The organism is Gephyromycinifex aptenodytis (genome assembly GCF_012277275.1).
GTDB classification, from domain to species: Bacteria; Actinomycetota; Actinomycetes; order Actinomycetales; family Dermatophilaceae; genus Gephyromycinifex; species Gephyromycinifex aptenodytis.
Genome location: NZ_CP051155.1, coordinates 1,603,535 through 1,620,114 on the forward strand (window position 1 = coordinate 1,603,535; position 16,580 = coordinate 1,620,114).

Consider the following 16,580-nt stretch of genomic DNA (forward strand, 5'->3'; position numbering starts at 1 on the left):
TGCCGGGTCATCCCACGATGGGACGTTCCTCGGGAAGATGGTAATGCCGAGTGGCAGTGCGCAATGCCAGCGCTGAGGCCACCGTGAAGGTGCCGACCCGCCCCAGGAACATCAACACCATCAAGGTCAACTGGCCGCCCGGGGGCAACTCGGGGGTGATTCCCATCGAGAGGCCAACCGTGCCGAAGGCGGAGTTCACGTCGAAAAGCACGGCTTCCAACGGTAGGTCGGTCAACATCGCCAGAATCATCGTGCCGCTGACGACGCACGCCACCGCCAACAGTGCCACCGTGACCGCCTGACGCAGGGTCTCATCCCCGATGCGCCGGTGCGCGACGGTGACATCGCGTTCACCCCGGCTAACCGCCAGCAGTAGGAAGGCGAGCAGGAAGAACGTCGAGACCTTGATGCCCCCTGAGGTGCCGGCGCTGCCGCCTCCGATGAACATCATCGCGATCGTGGTGATGATCGTCTCGTCCTGGACAAGCCCGTAGTCGACGATGTTGAACCCCGCCGAGCGCGGCATGACCGCCCCGGCCATCGCGGCGGACAGTTTCTGGTGCACCGGCATCGAACCGATGGTGTCCGGGTTCTGCCACTCGAAGACGAGGAAGGCGAAGAACATCACCGTGAAAAGCACCGCGAACCCGTAGACGGTGAGCCTGGTGTGCACCGTCCAGTAGTGGGGTCGGCGCCAGCCTTTGAGCAACTCCCAGAAGACGGGGTAGCCGACGCTGCCGGCCAGCACGGTCAGGCACATGACGACGATGAGGTACGGGTCCAAGACGAAGCTCATGATGCTGTCGCTATGCAGGGCGAAACCGGCGTTGGTGAACGCCATGCAGGCGTAGAAAGCGCCGTGCCACAGCGCCCGGGGGAAGGGCATACCACCGTGGATCCAGAACCGGAGTGTGAGCAGCACCGCCGCGATCGACTCGGCGATGAGCATGCTCCCGGCGATGCGTACGACGATCCGCCGAGCCTGACCGAGTGTCTGCGCCTGCGTCTCGGTCTGGACCGCCAACGTGCCCGACAGCTCGATGTGGCCCTTGACCAGGATGGCCAGCAGGGTCGCGATCGACATGATGCCGAACCCACCCATCTGGGTGAGCAGCATGATGACCGCCTGTCCGTACGGCGTCCAGTAGGTCGCCGTGTCGACCACGGTGAGGCCGGTGATGCAGGTCGCCGAGACGGCGGTGAAGGCGGCCGCCAACGGCCGCACGTGCCCGTCCGCGTGCGCAGCAGGCACGAGCAGCAACAGCGTGCCGAGCAGGATGACTCCGAAGAACGCGGCCGGGACCAGCCGCACCGGGCGGTTCAGCAGCCGTGAGACGACACCGCGCGCCATGCCCACCCCGCTCTACGCCCGGATCGTCGAAAGGACCTGTCAACAGTAAGTGACGCTTCGCCAGCGCCACAGCAGCGGCCCAGGCGCTGCAGGCTCACTCCGCCGTCTGCGCCGCCCACAGGTTCAACCCGCAGTCGACGGCGTCCGTTTCGATCCGCTGCAGTTCCGCTTGCGAGAACTCCAGGTTCGCCAGCGCGTCGAGGTTCATGTCGAGTTGCTCCAGGCTGCTTGTACCCAGCACGGTCGAGGTCATCCGGGGATCGCGCAGCACCCACGCGATGGCCATCTGCGCCAGGGTCTGGCCGCGCTCCTTGGCGACCTCGTTCAGGTTCCGGACGTGGCTCATCGTCGCTTCGTCAAGGTTCTCCTTCTTCAGCGACCCTGCTCGCGCGGCGCGCGAGTCGGCCGGCACCCCATCCAGGTAGCGGTCGGTGAGTACGCCCTGGGCCAGCGCAGAGAAGGCGATGCAGCCCATCCCCTGCGCCTCCAGCTCATCCAGCAGGTTCTGCTCCTCGCTCCACCGGTTCAGCAGGTTGTAACTCGGTTGGTGGATGAGCAGCGGCGTGCCCAGCTCACGAGCGATCACGGCTGCCTCGCGCGTCTTGGTCGCCGAGTAGCTGGAGATCCCGGCATACAGCGCCTTGCCGGAGCGCACCGCCTGGTCCAGGGCCCGCATCGTCTCCTCGATGGGGGTCTGGGGGTCGAAGCGGTGAGAGTAGAAGATGTCGACGTAGTCGACGCCGAGCCGTCGCAGCGACTGGTCCAGGCTGGCCAGCAGATACTTACGCGAGCCGCCGCCTTGTCCGTACGGGCCGGGCCACATGTCCCAACCGGCTTTGGTGGAGATGATGATCTCGTCGCGGTAGGGGGCCAGGTCCTGGGTGAGCATCCGTCCGAAGTTGAGTTCGGCTTGGCCGTAGGGCGGGCCGTAGTTGTTGGCGAGGTCGAAATGGGTGACTCCCCTGTCGAAGGCACGGCGCACGATGGCGCGCTGCACCTCGTGCGGAGTGTCGTCGCCGAAGTTCTGCCACAGCCCCAGGCTGATCGCCGACAGTTGCAGGCCGCTGTTCCCACAGAAGCGGTAGGTCATCTCGTCGTAGCGCCCGGGCGCCGCGCAGTACTCGCTCATCGCTCTATCCTGCCCGACCTCGACGAGCGAGGTGCAGTCAGGCTCTCTGGCGTGGACGTCGGAAGACCGGCACATCGGGCTCGGAGAGGGCGGCTTCGTAGCAGTAGCCACCTTCGTCGAAATCGGTCAGCGCCCGCGCTGACCGAACCCGGTTCTGCACGATCCAACCGGCCATCAGCCCCCGGGCGCGCTTGGCCGAGAAGGAGATGACCTTCCAGTCACCTTTGGGTCCCTGGTCCTCGAAGCGGGGGGCGATGACGCGGGCGTCCAACCCGTCCAGGTCCAGCACACTGCTGTACTCCTGAGAGGCCAGGTCGACGACGACGTCGGGACCGGGCGAATCCGCCAGGTCGGCCTGCACCTGTTCGGTGAGCTGCGAGCCCCACCACTGATAGAGCGAGTCCCCGCGTTCGGTCGCCAACCGGGTGCCCATCTCCAGGCGGTAGGCCTGCACCAGGTCCAACGGGCGCAACAGCCCGTACAGGCCGGAGAGGATCCGCAGGGTCTTCTGCGCCTCGGTGAAGTCACGAGCGTCGAACCGGCGCGCGGCATCCAGCCCCTGATAGACGTCACCGGCGAACATGAACACCGCCGGGCGAGCGTTCTTCGGCGTGAACGGGGTGCTGAACTGGGCGAACCGTTCGACGTTGAGCTCGGCCAATTCCGGGGAGATACCCATCAGGTCGCTGAGATCCTCGGGGCTCTTGCCCCGCATCACCTCGACGAGCTTTTCGGACTCCGACAACATCCGCGGCTGGGTGTGTTTGCGGGTTGGGAGGCGGGAGTCGAGATCGAGAGACTTGGCCGGAGACAGCAACGTGAGCACGTTCGCACCGTACCTGCCGGAGCATCGCTGCACCCAGCACACCCTGCCCGAACTCGTTCCGGGCTTGCCCCGCCTTCTCGTGCCACCGTTCCCGAGGCTCGAACGTTGGTGGTTCAGCACTCGATGACGTTGACGGCCAGGCCGCCGCGCGCAGTCTCCTTGTACTTGTCCTTCATGTCGGCCCCGGTCTGGCGCATCGTGCGCACCACTTTGTCCAGTGAGACGACCTGGCGCCCGTCGCCGCGTAGTGCCGTGCGCGCCGCAGTGACGGCCTTGACCGCAGCCACCGCGTTGCGCTCGATGCACGGAATCTGCACGAGTCCGCCGACCGGGTCGCAGGTGAGCCCGAGATTGTGTTCCATGCCGATCTCGGCGGCGTTCTCCACCTGGTCCGGGGTACCGCCGAGGACTTCGGCCATCCCGGCAGCAGCCATCGAGCAGGCAGAGCCGACCTCGCCCTGGCAGCCCACTTCGGCGCCAGAGATCGAGGCGTTCTCCTTGTAGATGGTTCCGATGGCACCGGCTGTGAGCAGGAACCGGATGACGCCTTCATCGCTGGCTCCCGGAACGAAGGTCCGGTAGTAGCGCAGCACGGCCGGAATGATGCCGGCGGCGCCGTTGGTCGGGGCGGTGACGATCCGGCCACCTGCGGCGTTCTCCTCGTTGACCGCCAGGGCGTACAGCGTCAACCAGTCCATTCCGCGCAGCGGGTCCACGCTGTCGGTCTCAAGTTGCAGCCTCCGGTACAGATCCGGGGCGCGTCGGCGGACCCGAAGTCCCCCGGGCAGCACACCCTCGGTGTGCGAACCTGCATCGATGCACTCGCACATCACCGACCAGATGTGCAGCAGACCTTCACGAACCTGCGTCTCGGGCCGCCAGGACAACTCGTTGGCCAGCATCACGCCCGCGATGGACATGCCGTTGTCGCGGCATTGGGCGAGCAGCTCTTCACCGCTGTGGAACGGGAATGCCACCGGCGTCTGATCCTCGACGATAGCGGTGTTGCCGTCCGCGCCCTCCCCGACGACGAAGCCGCCGCCGATGGAGTAGGAGGTGCGGTCGGCGATCTGATGCCCGGCCTCGTCGAAGGCGAAGAAGGTCATGCCGTTGGGGTGCAGGGGCAGGCTGCGGTTGCGGTGCAGGATCAGGTCGTTGTCCTCGTCGAAGCTGATCTCGTGCTCGCCCAACAGCCGCAACCGCCCGGTGCTGCGGATCCGCTGGAGTTCCCCGGCCACGCTGCGCGGATCAACCAGCTCCGGTTTCTCCCCACTGAGCCCCAGCAATACTGCGGTCGCCGTGCCGTGCCCGTGCCCGGTGGCCCCGAGGGAACCGAACAGCTCGGCCCGGACCCGCGTGGTGGGGGTGAGTCGGCCGGAGTCACGAAGCCCTTCGACGAAAGTGTGGGCCGCCCGCATCGGGCCGACGGTGTGGGAGCTCGAAGGCCCGATACCAACGGAGAACAGGTCGAACACGCTGAGCGCCATGCAGTCCTCCATCAGGGATGTGTCGATCGACACAAGGTCGATTTGGCACCGTACCCCGCGCGACTGCTAGGGGCGAACGCGGCCCCACCCCGGCAGCGCGGTTGGTCAGCCGCACCTTGGGCGCTGCGTCCGCGCCCCGATCTGCTCAGCGAGCCGCGGTCGCGCCGACCTCGGCGTGGGCCACCGACAGCTCGGCGACCGCCTCGACATCGACGCTCACCCCAAGACCGGGCTGTTGGCTCAGGTGGACCAGCGGCGGCTCGTAGCGCAGGTCACCGATCTCGCGGGAGAACAGCAACGGTCCGGTGAGTTCGGTAGAGACGACACCGCCCCGGGCGGTGGCCACGTGGTAGCCGGCCGCTGAGCCGAGGGAGGACTCCACCATCGATCCGATCTGCACCCGCAGGCCCGCCGCGTGGGCAAGCTGGCACATCGCCAGCGCCGGGTGGATGCCACCGGTCTTCATCAGCTTGATGTTGACCAGGTCCGCCGCTCGCGCCGCGATGATGGCCAGCAGCGACTCCGGCCCGTGGCAGGTCTCGTCGGCCATGATCGGCACCTCGACCGCGCGGCGGACTTCGGCCAGCCCCGCGATGTCCCCGGCCCGGATGGGTTCCTCCACCCAGCACACCCCGCAGCCGGACATCGCTCGGATGGCCCGGATCGCCACATCCGGGCGTTGCCACCCCTGGTTGGCGTCCACCCGGATTGGAACCCGGTCGGCTACGGCCTGCGAGACCGCATGCACCCGCTCCACGTCCAGTCGCGGATCGCCTTGCCCCACTTTGATCTTGACGCTGGCGTACCCGCTGCCCACCGCGAGCGCCGCTTGCTCTGCCATCGCCGCCGGGTCGCCGATGGGCACCACCCGCGGGTAGCTCAACTCGGTGTTGCTGCGCCCACCGACCAGGTCGTACACGGGTAGGCCGCCCGCCTGGCCGAGTAGGTCGTGCAAGGCCAGGTCGATCGCCGCCTTGGCGGCGGTGTTTCCGCTGATGACTGCGTCCATCCTGGCGTGCACGGCTTCGATGTCGGCGACGCGGCAGCCGACGATCCGCGGCAGCAGCAGTCGCCGCAGGATCTCGAACGTGCCATGCAGGTGCTCGGCGGTGACGATCTCGTCGGGCACCCCTTCGCCCCACCCGCTGCGCCCCTGCTCATCGATGAGTTCCACGATGACCGCAGGCATCGCCTCCCACCTGCCGTAAGCCACCACGAACGGCTCACGCAACGGCAATTCGATGGCCCAGAGACGGGCAGCGACGACGTTCATGGACACCCTTTCGTGCAGAAACGCTGACGGCCCCGCCCCCGGACAGGGGGCGGGGCCGTCAGTAAGGCTCAGGCCAGAGCTGGGTACAGCGGGAAGCGGCCCGCGAGGGCTTCGACGCGGGCCCGCAGCGCGGCGGCTTCCTCGTCGGACAGCTGCGGGTGCAGCGCGGCCGCGATGATGTCGGCGACCTCAGCGAACTCTGCGTCACCGAAGCCGCGCGTGGCCAGCGCCGGGGTGCCGATCCGCAGACCCGAGGTCACCATCGGCGGGCGCGGGTCGTTGGGGACCGCGTTGCGGTTGACGGTGATGCCGATGCGGTGCAGCTGGTCCTCGCCCTGCTTGCCGTCCAGTTCGCTGTCCCGGAGATCGACCAGCACCAGGTGCACGTCGGTGCCGCCGGTCAGCACACGCACGCCCAGGTCGGCCATGTCCTGCTGGGTTAACCGCTCGGCGAGGATCTTGGCGCCGGAGAGCGTGCGCTCGGTGCGCTCCTTGAACTCCGGCTCGGCGGCCAGCTTGAAGGAGACGGCCTTGGCGGCGATGACGTGCTCCAGCGGACCGCCCTGCATACCCGGGAAGACGGCCGAGTTGAACTTCTTGGCCAAGTCCAGCTCGTTGGTGAGGATGACGCCACCGCGCGGTCCGCACAGCGTCTTGTGCGTGGTCGAGGTGGTGACGTGGGCATGTGGCACCGGGTTGGGGTGCAGCCCCGCGGCGACCAGACCGGCGAAGTGGGCCATGTCGACCATGAAGTAGGCACCGACCTCATCGGCGATCTCCCGGAAGGCCTTGAAGTCGAGGTGGCGGGGGTAGGCCGACCAGCCGGCGATGATCATCTTCGGCTTGTGTTCCTTGGCCAGCTCGGCCACCTCGTCCATGTCCACGAGGCCGTCCTCGCCCACGTGGTAGGGGACGACGTTGAACATCTTGCCGCTGTAGTTCAGGCGCATGCCGTGGGTCAGGTGCCCGCCGTGCGCGAGGTCGAGACCGAGGATGGTGTCCCCGGGCTGCAGCAGCGCGAAGAACACAGCTGTGTTGGCCTGGGCGCCGGAGTGCGGCTGAACGTTGGCGTAGCCCGCGCCGAACAGGGACTTCAAGCGCTCGATGGCCAGTTTCTCGGTGACGTCGACGTGTTCGCAGCCGCCGTAGTAGCGGCGGCCGGGGTATCCCTCGGCGTACTTGTTCGTCGCCACCGAACCCTGCGCTTGCATGACCGCGACCGGGGCGAAGTTCTCCGACGCGATCATCTCCAGCGTGTTTTCCTGACGCGCGAGTTCGGCGTCGAGTGCCTGGGCGATTTCTGGGTCGACCGCGGACAGCGGCTGGTTCAGCAGGTTCATGGTTGCAGTGTTCCAGAGACTGGCCGCTGCGCGCGGGCAGTCTCGAAGGAAGCGCCGCGATAGAGCCGGTGCGCTTGCCCGCGGGCCGGGTGTGCCGTAGGAGAGAGACATGCGCAGCGCACCGGAGAACTCTGCAGATGCCTGGGAGCCGATCGACGCTCTTCGTCGGATCGCGTTCCTGCTGGAACGCACCCAAGGGCAGACCCGAAAGATCGAGGCATTCCGCAAGGCGGCTGCTGCGGTGATGGCGGTCCCGCCGCAGGAACTGCAGGCTCGTGCCGAGGCGGGCACGCTACAGGAGTTGCCCGCGATCGGGGCCAGCACCGGCAAGGTCATCGCGCAATGCCTGGCCGGGCAGGAGCCGGAGTATCTGCAAGACCTGGCCAGCTTGGCGGGTCCACTGGCCCAGGACGGGCAGGAGTTGCTCGCGCAGTTGCGCGGTGATCTGCACAGCCACTCGGACTGGTCCGATGGCGGGGCCCCCATCCAGGAGATGGTGGCTACCGCGATGGAGTTGGGGCGCGACTACCTGGTGTTGAGCGACCACTCCCCCCGGCTGCGGGTGGCCAACGGACTGTCCCCGGAGCGTTTGGCCAACCAGATCGTGGTGGTGGAACACATCGATGAGCATCTGGAAACCACCGGCGAAGACTTTCGACTGTTGACCGGCATCGAGGTCGACATCCTGGATGACGGCTCGCTGGATCAGGATCCGCGGCTGTTGGACCGCCTCGATGTGGTGGTGGCGTCGGTGCACAGCAAACTGCGCATGGAGCGTTCCGCGATGACCCGGCGGATGCTGGCCGCGGTGCGCAACCCTCGGGTGAACGTTCTCGGCCACTGCACCGGTCGGCTCGTTGCCGGGGGGCGTGGCACCCGACCCCAGAGCCAGTTTGACGCCGCCGCCGTTTTCGCCGCCTGCGCGGAGAACGACGTCGCCGTCGAGATCAACTCCCGCCCCGAACGTTGCGACCCTCCCGATGAGCTGATCACCCTGGCGCTGGAGGCCGGCTGCCTGTTCAGCATCGACACCGATGCCCACGCCCCGGGGCAGTTGGACTTCCTTGCCTACGGCGCAGAACGCGCGCAGCGCCTGCAAGTGCCGCCGGAGCGAATCGTGACCACTTGGGGCTTGGATCGGCTTTTGGGCTGGTCACGGCCTTGACCGGGCCGAAATTCGGTTGCGTTTCAGGCCCCGCGGAACCCCGATTTGGGTGTTGGACGGATCGTCGCCTATGCTTTCTCAAGTCCTCGACGGACCAAGCTGCTCGGTCGTGAGCATGAAGACGGCGAGGCCTGGCGAGTGACAAACGCACAGGTCCCCATCGTCTAGCGGCCTAGGACCCCGCCCTTTCACGGCGGTAGCACGGGTTCGAATCCCGTTGGGGATACGCAGTAAAGTTTGACCCTCATTACGAGGCCCCGTAGCGCAGTTGGTTAGCGCGCCGCCCTGTCACGGCGGAGGTCGCCGGTTCGAGCCCGGTCGGGGTCGCTCAATTTGCAGGGCCAGGTAGCTCAGTTGGTACGAGCGTCCGACTGAAAATCGGAAGGTCGGCGGTTCGACCCCGCCCCTGGCCACCACGACGATGAAGGCGCCTGGTTCTCCAGGCGCCTTTCGTCATTCCCCGCTCCGGGCCGCCACGACCGGAGTCGCCACCGCCGGTATCGGGCCGGACCGGCAACATTCAGCACGCCGGCGTCCAGCGACGGAAACGCGCCGACCCCCAGCCCTGGTCTTCGCCCTGAGCCGCCGCTGTTCTTTCTCAGCGGCGATCTTCTCCCCAGCCGGAAGAGGCTCCGCCGGGGCCGATCAGGACCGCGCCGGGGTGAGATCTACGTCACAAGTCCTGCTCCAGCTCGGAGCCGGGAACCGCCGGGGCCGTTCTGAGGACCTACCGAGCAGGGGGCCCGCGAGCGCGCCCTGCACGACCCGACAGGCTGAGCCGCGTTGGGTCGCAGCGAGGTCGGTGCGGAACGGCTTGCGTGGTCCCACCCGCGAAGGCCCCGGCGGGTCTGCGGCAACGCGGTAGCCGCGCGGCGCCAGCGACGTTCCGCTGCCCGCTTGGGTCGCCCACCCTGCTTTACAGGCCCCTGCGGTGCCTTTTCCCGCGTAATCGGGGTTCGCAGCAGTATCCGACCTGGGGCCGGACGGCAGCCATCTGGCGCCCGCCATGTCGATGTCAAACTCCCGCCGGCTCCCCTGATGCAGACCCGCCCGGCGTCAACTGGACGCCGGTCCTGTACCGGTGGCTCGGCCGTCCCGCGCGGGCTGCAGGCCGGCTCTCAGATGGCCGACAACCCTGGACTCAAACCCCGAAAACAGCATTTTTGACGCTCGTCCACAAGGCCTGCAGTTGGACAACCGACCGCGTTAAACCCCCTCTCACCTGCAGCGATGTAGTTGCGGAGGGGGTTTGGATGACTTACCGTCATGAGTGGAAAGCGTCAGTCTTGGGGGACCGAAGCACCGCATGGATCGCAGGTGTCTGGCGTACACATGCGTTCGGACTGGCGGGGAGGGAATTACATGACACGGCCTATGTCGGCGACCGAGCGCGCCTACGCGGAGACCCGCGAGAAGATTCTTGACGGGGTACATGCCGGCGGCGACGTCATCACCGAAGGTCAGGTGTCGACGTCGCTGGGTATCAGTCGCACCCCGGTGCGTGAGGCGTTCCTCCGTCTGCAGTCCGAGGGTCTGCTCGAGCTGTACCCCAAGCGGGGGGCGGTGGTGGTGCCTGTCTCTGATGAGGAGGCCGCCTCTGTCATGGAGGCGCGCGAACTCATCGAAACCTTCGCCGCGACGAAGGTACTCACCGAGAACGCTGAGCCCCCCAGGGAGCTCACCGACGCCATGTGGCGCATCCTGGCCCAGCAGCAGACGCACCTGCGGGCCCGCTCCTACCTGGATTATCTCGACGCCGACACGGCGTTCCACCTGGTGCTCGTGGAGGCCTGCGGCAACCCTTTTCTGGGTGACTACATGCGCAGCCTGCGCGACCGTCAGCGACGGCTGGCCTCGCGTAGCCCGCGCGGCTTGGCAGAGCGCCTCGAGGCCTCTTACCAGGAACACCTGGCTTTGGCTCAGACCTTCGAAGAAGGCGACCTGGACGCCTACCTGTCCCGGCTGCGCACCCACTTGCGTCTTGGCCGGACCCGCGTCCTGGGGGCCTCGAACACCGGCCCCGGCAACGGCGGCGGCAGCCTCAGCGCACGACGCTGAGCAGGGGTCGACGTATACGCGGACGAACTGCGCCCCCCCAGGGGCGGCGGGACCGCGTCCACGCCTTCCTGACCCGCGGGCAGCGGGCAGCGGGCAGCGGGCAGCGGGCAGCGGGCAGCGGATCACCGTACCGCGCGGGGATCTGTCTGGGCTGGAGCTCGCACGCGACGAGATCATGGGCAGGATGCTGGAGCGAAGACAGCTGGCGACGCACGCTGGCTACGGTCTACAGAACCGGGCTTGAGAGGCCGTCACCGGGTGAATAGGGGCGCCGACTGCTCTATTCGCAGGCGCGCCCCTGATAGGGCATCTAAAATCTTCGACTCGTGCTCCGGGGTGAGCCGCGTCAGAGGAACCGAGCAGCTGATGGCATCCATTGCCGGACTGCCATAGTGGAGCGCCATGCCGTAGCACTGCAACCCCAGCGTATTTTCCTCACGATCGATTGAATAACCCCGCTGACGCGTGCGCTCTAGATCCTCGAGCAGGTCCTGACGGTCGGTGATCGTATGAGGCGTCAACGCCTGGAGCCGTCGGGGAAGCTCCAGAGCCTTGGCCGTGCGCTCCGCGAGAAGCGCCTTTCCTAGTGAGGTCGCCCAGGCCGGAAGCCTGCGCCCCACCCGATTGAACCCTCTGATCTCCTGGTGCGACTCCTGAGTGGCGAGGTAGACAATCTGGTCCCCGTCGAGCCGGCCAAGATGGATGGTTTCGTTAAGGCGAGCCGCGAGGTCAGCGATGATCGGCCGAACGACTCGCACGTGCGGGTCTGAATCGATGAACGACGTACCCGCGATGAGCACGCGGATCCCCAGGCTGTAGAAGTTCCCACTCTCATCGACCTGTACCCACCCACAGCCGATCAGCGTCTTGAGCAACGCATACGTGCTCGACCTCGGCGCATCGACGCCGTCGGCGACCTCCTTGAGCCGCGCCGGGTTGGCCTGTCGACCTGCGAGGTACTCAAGCACCTCTACGGTCCGCACGGCGGACTTAACCTCGCGGACGCCAACCACGTCGTCAGCCATAACACCTCCTAGGGCGGGACGTCCCAACTCTAGCCGCGCACTGGCGCACTGTCTGAAAACTTAATTCACATCACTAGACATGATCTACATATGAAGACATATAGTCACAACATGCCGTGGGGAGGCCTACAAGGCTGGACGACATCCCCACACCGTCACCCATGAAGGGAACTCGACGATGTTCGAGCCATGTGGAGCGATCCCCGCGATGGTCACGCCGCTGACACGCGAAGGTGAGCTCATAGAGCAGGGCCTCAAAGACGCCCTGGACCACACGATCAACGGAGGCGTACACGGCGTCTTTGTCCTTGGCAGTTCCGGGGAGATCTTCGGTCTCACCGACGAGCAGAAGCGCCGGGTCATCGAGATCACCGTCGAGCATGTCGCCGGACGCGTCCCGGTGTATGCCGGCGCGTCGGAGATCACCACGCGCGACTGCATCAAGACGATGCACATGATCAACGACGTCGGCGGAGTCGACGCGGTTTCCGTGCTGACCCCCTACTTCGTCGTCCCCACACAACACGAGTTGGTCGCACACTTCCGAGCCATCGCAGGTGAGACAGACCTCCCTGTTCTGCTCTACAACAACCCCGGCAAGACCCTGGTCCCCATCAGCGTGGCCGCGGCGGTCGAGCTGGCCGACCTGCCCAACGTGGTGGGGGTCAAAGATTCCAGCGGGAATCTCGGTACCACTGCAGACTTCCTGCGGGAGTGCCCCGAGAACTTCGCCGTACTCGTGGGCAAGGACACCCTCATTTACGCTGGCTTGGCGATGGGCGCAAAGGGCGCCATAGCCTCGACAGCCAACATCGCTCCTCGCCTGGTCGCCGAGATCTACAACGCCTGGACCTCAGGTGACCAGGAACGCGCACTCCGTCTTCAAGAACAGCTGGCGCCCGTGCGCTACCTAGTGGACCAGGCTACTTTTCCGGTCGTCCTTAAAGAGGGCCTGCGTATGTCCGGCGTCGATGCTGGCTACTGTCTCGCCCCGGCCACGGACTTCGAGGAGGCCCTCAGGGCTCCCCTACAGCGAGCCCTGGACGCTGCCGCAGCGGTAGAGACCACCAACCCCAACCCGTCTAGCCGCAAGGGCTGATCCACATGCCACTTCTGGTCGTCGCCATTGCTGTCGCCGTCCTCCTGGTCTTAATGACGAGGTTCAAGTTCAACGGCTTTATCTCTCTGCTCCTCGTTGCCATCGGCGTGGCGCTCGTCATGGGCATCGCCCCCGATGAGATCTCAGACACCCTCGCCAAGGGCCTCGGCGGTCAGATCAAGGACACGATGCTCGTGGTCGGCCTGGGGGCCATGCTCGGTCGGGTGCTGGGTGACTCTGGTGCTGCCCAGCGCATCGCCTCCAAGCTCGTCGACGTCTTCGGCGTCAAGGGGGTCCAGGCCGCGATGGTCATCAGCGCCATGCTCCTCGGCGTCACGATGTTCTACGAGGCAGCCTTCGTCATCATTGTCCCGGTGGCGTTCACGCTGGTCCGCGCCACCAAGACCAACCTCCTGTGGGTCGGTCTGCCCATGTCGATCGCGTTGTCGACGATGCACTCCTTCCTCCCGCCCCACCCCGGTCCGACGGCAGTCGCCGGAACTTTTAACGCCTCCGTCGGCCTGACGCTGGCCTACGGTCTTCTCTTCGCTGTGCCGATCGCGGCCTTCATCGCTATGTTGTGGCCGCGCCTGCCGTTCATCAAAAAGATGAACCCTTCGATTCCGACCGGCCTGGTCTCCGAGAAGCTTTTCACCGACGAAGAGATGCCGAGCATGCGCTCGTCTCTTGTCATCACCTTGCTCCCGGTCGTTCTCATCGCCGGTGCCGCCGTCGCGGACATGACCATGGACAAGAACAGCACCGCCTTATCCTGGATCAACTTTTTCGGCGCGGCCCCCATCTCCCTAATGATCGCGCTCATGGTGGCTACATACGTCCTCGGCCCCCGCATCGGTCGCAGCCTGGAGCAGGTCGCAGCCTCTTGCACTGGTTCCGCTAAGGCTATGGCCATGATCCTGATGACCATCGGTGCTGGCGGTGCCTTCAAGCAGGTTCTTGTTGAGGCGGGCATCGCCGACTACATCAAGGACATCACCGGAGGCCTCGATGTGTCCCCCATCATCCTCGCCTGGGTGATCGCAGCTGTGCTGCGCATCGCTCTCGGATCGGCCACCGTGGCAGTTGTCACCGCTGCGGGCGTGGCGGCCCCGATCGCCGCAGTCAGCGGCGTGCAACCCGAGCTCATGGTCCTCGCAGTGTCCTGCGGCTCGATCGCCTTCTCCCACGTCAACGACCCCGGTTTCTGGATGTTCAAGGAGTACTTCAACTTGTCCGTCATGGACGCCATCAAGGCGCGCACGACATACACCACCTGCCTGGCCGTCCTCGGCCTCCTTGGTGTGCTGAGCCTCAACGCGATCCTCGGCCCTGTCTGACTCGGGCTCCCCCTTCGCTCACACCATTCCCCCGACATCAGGAGATAGTCACATGAAGGTTGGATTTATCGGTCTCGGCATCATGGGCAAGCCCATGGCCAAGAACCTCCTCAATGCGGGCCACGAGCTCGTCGTGCTTGATCGCAGCGACGCCTCTGCGGAGCTGACGGAACTCGGAGCCAGCTCCGCTAGCTCTGCTGCGGAGATGGCCGCCCAAGTCGAGCTCGTTATCACGATGGTCCCCGACTCACCGCAGGTCCGAGAGGTCGCACTGGGAGCGGATGGGCTGATCGAGGGCGCGCGCGAAGGGCTCGTGTACGTCGACATGTCTTCGATCTCGCCCATAACCTCCAGGGAGGTTGCCGCAGCCCTAGCAGCCAAGGGCGTCAAGATGCTTGACGCGCCGGTGTCCGGCGGCGAGCCGAAGGCCATCGACGGGACCCTAGCGGTAATGGTCGGTGGCGACGAGCAGACTCTTGCCAAGGTAGAAGGCGTCCTGGACGTCATGGCCGGCTCGGTCACCTACGTCGGCCCGATCGGTGCCGGCAATATCGCCAAACTGGCCAATCAGGTTGTGGTCGCGCTGAACATCGCGGCGGTCGCCGAGGCCTTCACGCTCGCCCAAAAAGCTGGTGTCGACCCCGCGATGGTCCTCGCGGCCATTCGCGGTGGTCTGGCCGGCAGCGCCGTGCTCGATGCCAAGGGCCCCATGATGCTGGATGGCAACATTACGCCGGGGTTCCGGATCAACCTACACATCAAGGACCTGAACAACGCGCTGGCAACATCTCACGAGGTCGGCGTCCCGCTGCCACTTACCGCTGCCGTCCGCGAGATGATGACTGCTCTGGCGGTCGACGGTTACGACACCAGCGACCACTCGGCCCTGGTCCGCCACTACGAGAAGCTCGCTAACACTCAGGTGCGCAGGGACGAGACGATCTCATGAGCGTCCCCACGGTTGCGAGCCTCGAGGTCTACCCCGTCGCGGGCAGGGACTGCATGGAGCTCAACCTCTCCGGCGCCCACGGCCCCTACTTCACGCGCAACATCGTGGTGCTCACCGACTCGACCGGTACCGTCGGCGTCGGCGAGGTTCCAGGCGGAGAGAGGATCACCGAGACCATTCAGGAGGCAGCCAAGCTGGTAGTCGGCACGTCCATCGCGGACTACCGCAACACCCTTCGCCGGGTTGGCGAGACCTTCTCCGACCGCGACTCGGGCGGCCGAGGTCTCCAGACCTACGACCTCCGCACCACAGTTCACGCCGTGACTGCGATCGAGTCGGCTCTCCTAGACGTCTACGGCAAGTTCGTCGACCTCCCGGTCGCTGCTCTGCTGGGTGACGGCCAGGTTCGCGACAGCGTTAAGGCGCTGGGCTATCTGTTCTACGTGGGTGACCCCGACAAGACCGATCTGGACTACGTGCGGGAGAAGGACTCAAACGTCCCGTGGTATCGCCTTCGCCACGAGGAGGCCCTCACCCCCGAAGCAATCGTCGCAATGGCCGAGGCAACCTACGATCTCTACGGCTTCGAAGACTTTAAGCTGAAGGGCGGTGTGCTCTCCGGCGCCGAGGAGATGAGGGCCGTAGTAGCACTCAAGGAACGCTTCCCGGATGCCCGCATCACTCTGGACCCCAACGGAGCGTGGTCCCTGGAAGAGGCGGTCGACCTCTGCAAGGACAAAGTCGGCATCCTGGCCTATGCCGAGGACCCTTGCGGCGCCGAGAACGGTTTCTCCGGACGTGAGGTGCTCGCAGAGTTCCGTCGCGCGACCGGCCTACCCACAGCCACCAACATGGTCGCGACCGACTGGCGCCAGATGATGCACTCAATTGCCCTGCAATCGGTTTCCATCCCGCTGGCCGACCCACACTTCTGGACGATGCAGGGGTCGGTCCGGGTTGCACAGCTCTGCCATGACATGGGGCTGACATGGGGCTGTCACTCCAACAACCACTTCGACATATCGTTGGCAATGATCGCGCACTGCGGGGCAGCTGCTCCCGGGGCCTACAACGCCTTGGACACGCATTGGATCTGGCAGGAGGGCCTCGAGCGCTTGACACTGGATCCTCCAAGAATCACGGGTGGGGAGATCGCCGTCCAGGGCCCGGGTCTCGGTATCGAGATTGACATGGAGCAGGTACGTGCCGCACACCTGCTCTACAAGAACAAGGTCGAAGGTAACGGCGCTCGTGACGATTCGATCGGTATGCAGTTCCTGTCACCGGGTTGGATCTTTGACCACAAGCGGCCCTGCCTGGTTCGCGACTCGGTGCCGGTCGGGGCCGAGCAGCCAACTGACGGCTGAGGCCCGCGCGCGACCCCGGAGGATGCGGGAAGAGAGCAATGCGCCCTCTTCCCGCACCTCAGGCGACAGCTAGCGGTAGCTAGACGTGGGAGATGGGGCGTGTCAGCGACTAGGTCCGGGCCTATAACCCCGTAGCGACCGCCTCCCGGTTGGCTGCGTACTGGTAAAGGACGC

General features: G+C 65.9%; 13 protein-coding genes and 3 tRNA genes. 9 read left to right on the forward strand and 7 right to left on the reverse strand.

Going from position 1 to position 16,580, the window contains the following annotated elements; translation table 11 throughout:
* Positions 1-7 precede the first annotated feature (7 nt).
* From G9V96_RS06965 to glyA, 6 genes are all read right to left on the reverse strand, one after another.
* A complete protein-coding gene (locus G9V96_RS06965) occupies positions 8-1,351 on the reverse strand; it encodes a TrkH family potassium uptake protein (protein ID WP_168582389.1) in 1,344 nt (447 codons plus the stop codon).
* 94 nt (positions 1,352-1,445) lie between these two features.
* Positions 1,446-2,480, reverse strand: a complete 1,035-nt coding sequence (gene mgrA / locus G9V96_RS06970) for an L-glyceraldehyde 3-phosphate reductase (RefSeq protein WP_168582390.1) — start codon at positions 2,478-2,480, stop codon at positions 1,446-1,448.
* A gap of 37 nt (positions 2,481-2,517) precedes the next feature.
* On the reverse strand, positions 2,518-3,306 hold the full coding sequence (yaaA, locus tag G9V96_RS06975; RefSeq protein ID WP_168582391.1) for a peroxide stress protein YaaA: 789 nt from the start codon (positions 3,304-3,306) through the stop codon (positions 2,518-2,520).
* A gap of 113 nt (positions 3,307-3,419) precedes the next feature.
* Positions 3,420-4,793, reverse strand: coding sequence for an L-serine ammonia-lyase (locus tag G9V96_RS06980; RefSeq protein WP_168582392.1), 1,374 nt, complete (start codon positions 4,791-4,793; stop codon positions 3,420-3,422).
* Between the two features lie 145 nt (positions 4,794-4,938).
* Positions 4,939-6,066 carry a mandelate racemase/muconate lactonizing enzyme family protein gene (locus G9V96_RS06985; RefSeq protein WP_168582393.1) on the reverse strand — a complete coding sequence of 376 codons (1,128 nt, stop codon included), beginning with the start codon at positions 6,064-6,066 and terminating at the stop codon, positions 4,939-4,941.
* A 68-nt stretch (positions 6,067-6,134) separates the two neighbouring features.
* Positions 6,135-7,406: a serine hydroxymethyltransferase gene (gene glyA, locus G9V96_RS06990; RefSeq protein WP_168582394.1), complete on the reverse strand. Its 1,272-nt coding sequence runs from the start codon at positions 7,404-7,406 to the stop codon at positions 6,135-6,137.
* Between the two features lie 109 nt (positions 7,407-7,515).
* Here glyA and G9V96_RS06995 point away from each other — a divergent pair, with 109 nt between their 5' ends.
* The 5 genes from G9V96_RS06995 (at position 7,516) to G9V96_RS07015 (ending at position 10,629) form a co-directional block, all read left to right on the forward strand.
* Positions 7,516-8,571: a PHP domain-containing protein gene (locus G9V96_RS06995; protein ID WP_168582395.1), complete on the forward strand. Its 1,056-nt coding sequence runs from the start codon at positions 7,516-7,518 to the stop codon at positions 8,569-8,571.
* A gap of 153 nt (positions 8,572-8,724) precedes the next feature.
* Positions 8,725-8,797: transfer RNA gene (locus G9V96_RS07000), tRNA-Glu, on the forward strand.
* A 27-nt stretch (positions 8,798-8,824) separates the two neighbouring features.
* Positions 8,825-8,898 (forward strand) — tRNA-Asp (locus G9V96_RS07005).
* 12 nt (positions 8,899-8,910) lie between these two features.
* Positions 8,911-8,987: transfer RNA gene (locus G9V96_RS07010), tRNA-Phe, on the forward strand.
* 946 nt (positions 8,988-9,933) lie between these two features.
* Complete coding sequence (locus tag G9V96_RS07015; RefSeq protein ID WP_226913563.1) at positions 9,934-10,629, forward strand: GntR family transcriptional regulator; 696 nt, start codon at positions 9,934-9,936, stop codon at positions 10,627-10,629.
* A gap of 251 nt (positions 10,630-10,880) precedes the next feature.
* Here G9V96_RS07015 and G9V96_RS07020 read toward each other — a convergent pair whose 3' ends face one another.
* The gene (locus G9V96_RS07020; RefSeq protein ID WP_168582396.1) at positions 10,881-11,654 is read right to left on the reverse strand and encodes an IclR family transcriptional regulator; all 774 of its coding nucleotides are present in this window, start codon (positions 11,652-11,654) and stop codon (positions 10,881-10,883) included.
* A 178-nt stretch (positions 11,655-11,832) separates the two neighbouring features.
* Here G9V96_RS07020 and dapA point away from each other — a divergent pair, with 178 nt between their 5' ends.
* From dapA to G9V96_RS07040, 4 genes are read left to right on the forward strand one after another with little or no spacing between them, the layout of a single operon-like run.
* Complete coding sequence (gene dapA / locus G9V96_RS07025; protein WP_168582397.1) at positions 11,833-12,753, forward strand: 4-hydroxy-tetrahydrodipicolinate synthase; 921 nt, start codon at positions 11,833-11,835, stop codon at positions 12,751-12,753.
* Between the two features lie 5 nt (positions 12,754-12,758).
* Entirely contained in the window at positions 12,759-14,090 is a 1,332-nt protein-coding gene (locus G9V96_RS07030; RefSeq protein WP_168582398.1) for a gluconate:H+ symporter, read from the forward strand.
* Between the two features lie 52 nt (positions 14,091-14,142).
* Positions 14,143-15,039 carry a 2-hydroxy-3-oxopropionate reductase gene (garR, locus tag G9V96_RS07035; protein WP_168582399.1) on the forward strand — a complete coding sequence of 299 codons (897 nt, stop codon included), beginning with the start codon at positions 14,143-14,145 and terminating at the stop codon, positions 15,037-15,039.
* The gene (locus G9V96_RS07040) at positions 15,036-16,406 is read left to right on the forward strand and encodes an enolase C-terminal domain-like protein (protein WP_168582400.1); all 1,371 of its coding nucleotides are present in this window, start codon (positions 15,036-15,038) and stop codon (positions 16,404-16,406) included. The genes garR and G9V96_RS07040 overlap by 4 nt, the downstream gene beginning before the upstream one ends.
* Positions 16,407-16,580 lie beyond the last annotated feature (174 nt).

Coding starts and splice junctions, on each gene's coding strand:
- G9V96_RS06965 (WP_168582389.1), bottom strand. CDS start 1,351: ATGGCGCGCGGTGTCGTCTCACGGCTGCTGAACCGCCCGGTGCGGCTG.
- mgrA (WP_168582390.1), bottom strand. CDS start 2,480: ATGAGCGAGTACTGCGCGGCGCCCGGGCGCTACGACGAGATGACCTAC.
- G9V96_RS06980 (WP_168582392.1), bottom strand. CDS start 4,793: ATGGCGCTCAGCGTGTTCGACCTGTTCTCCGTTGGTATCGGGCCTTCG.
- G9V96_RS06985 (WP_168582393.1), bottom strand. CDS start 6,066: ATGAACGTCGTCGCTGCCCGTCTCTGGGCCATCGAATTGCCGTTGCGT.
- glyA (WP_168582394.1), bottom strand. CDS start 7,406: ATGAACCTGCTGAACCAGCCGCTGTCCGCGGTCGACCCAGAAATCGCC.
- G9V96_RS06995 (WP_168582395.1), top strand. CDS start 7,516: ATGCGCAGCGCACCGGAGAACTCTGCAGATGCCTGGGAGCCGATCGAC.
- G9V96_RS07015 (WP_226913563.1), top strand. CDS start 9,934: ATGACACGGCCTATGTCGGCGACCGAGCGCGCCTACGCGGAGACCCGC.
- G9V96_RS07020 (WP_168582396.1), bottom strand. CDS start 11,654: ATGGCTGACGACGTGGTTGGCGTCCGCGAGGTTAAGTCCGCCGTGCGG.
- dapA (WP_168582397.1), top strand. CDS start 11,833: ATGTTCGAGCCATGTGGAGCGATCCCCGCGATGGTCACGCCGCTGACA.
- G9V96_RS07030 (WP_168582398.1), top strand. CDS start 12,759: ATGCCACTTCTGGTCGTCGCCATTGCTGTCGCCGTCCTCCTGGTCTTA.
- garR (WP_168582399.1), top strand. CDS start 14,143: ATGAAGGTTGGATTTATCGGTCTCGGCATCATGGGCAAGCCCATGGCC.
- G9V96_RS07040 (WP_168582400.1), top strand. CDS start 15,036: ATGAGCGTCCCCACGGTTGCGAGCCTCGAGGTCTACCCCGTCGCGGGC.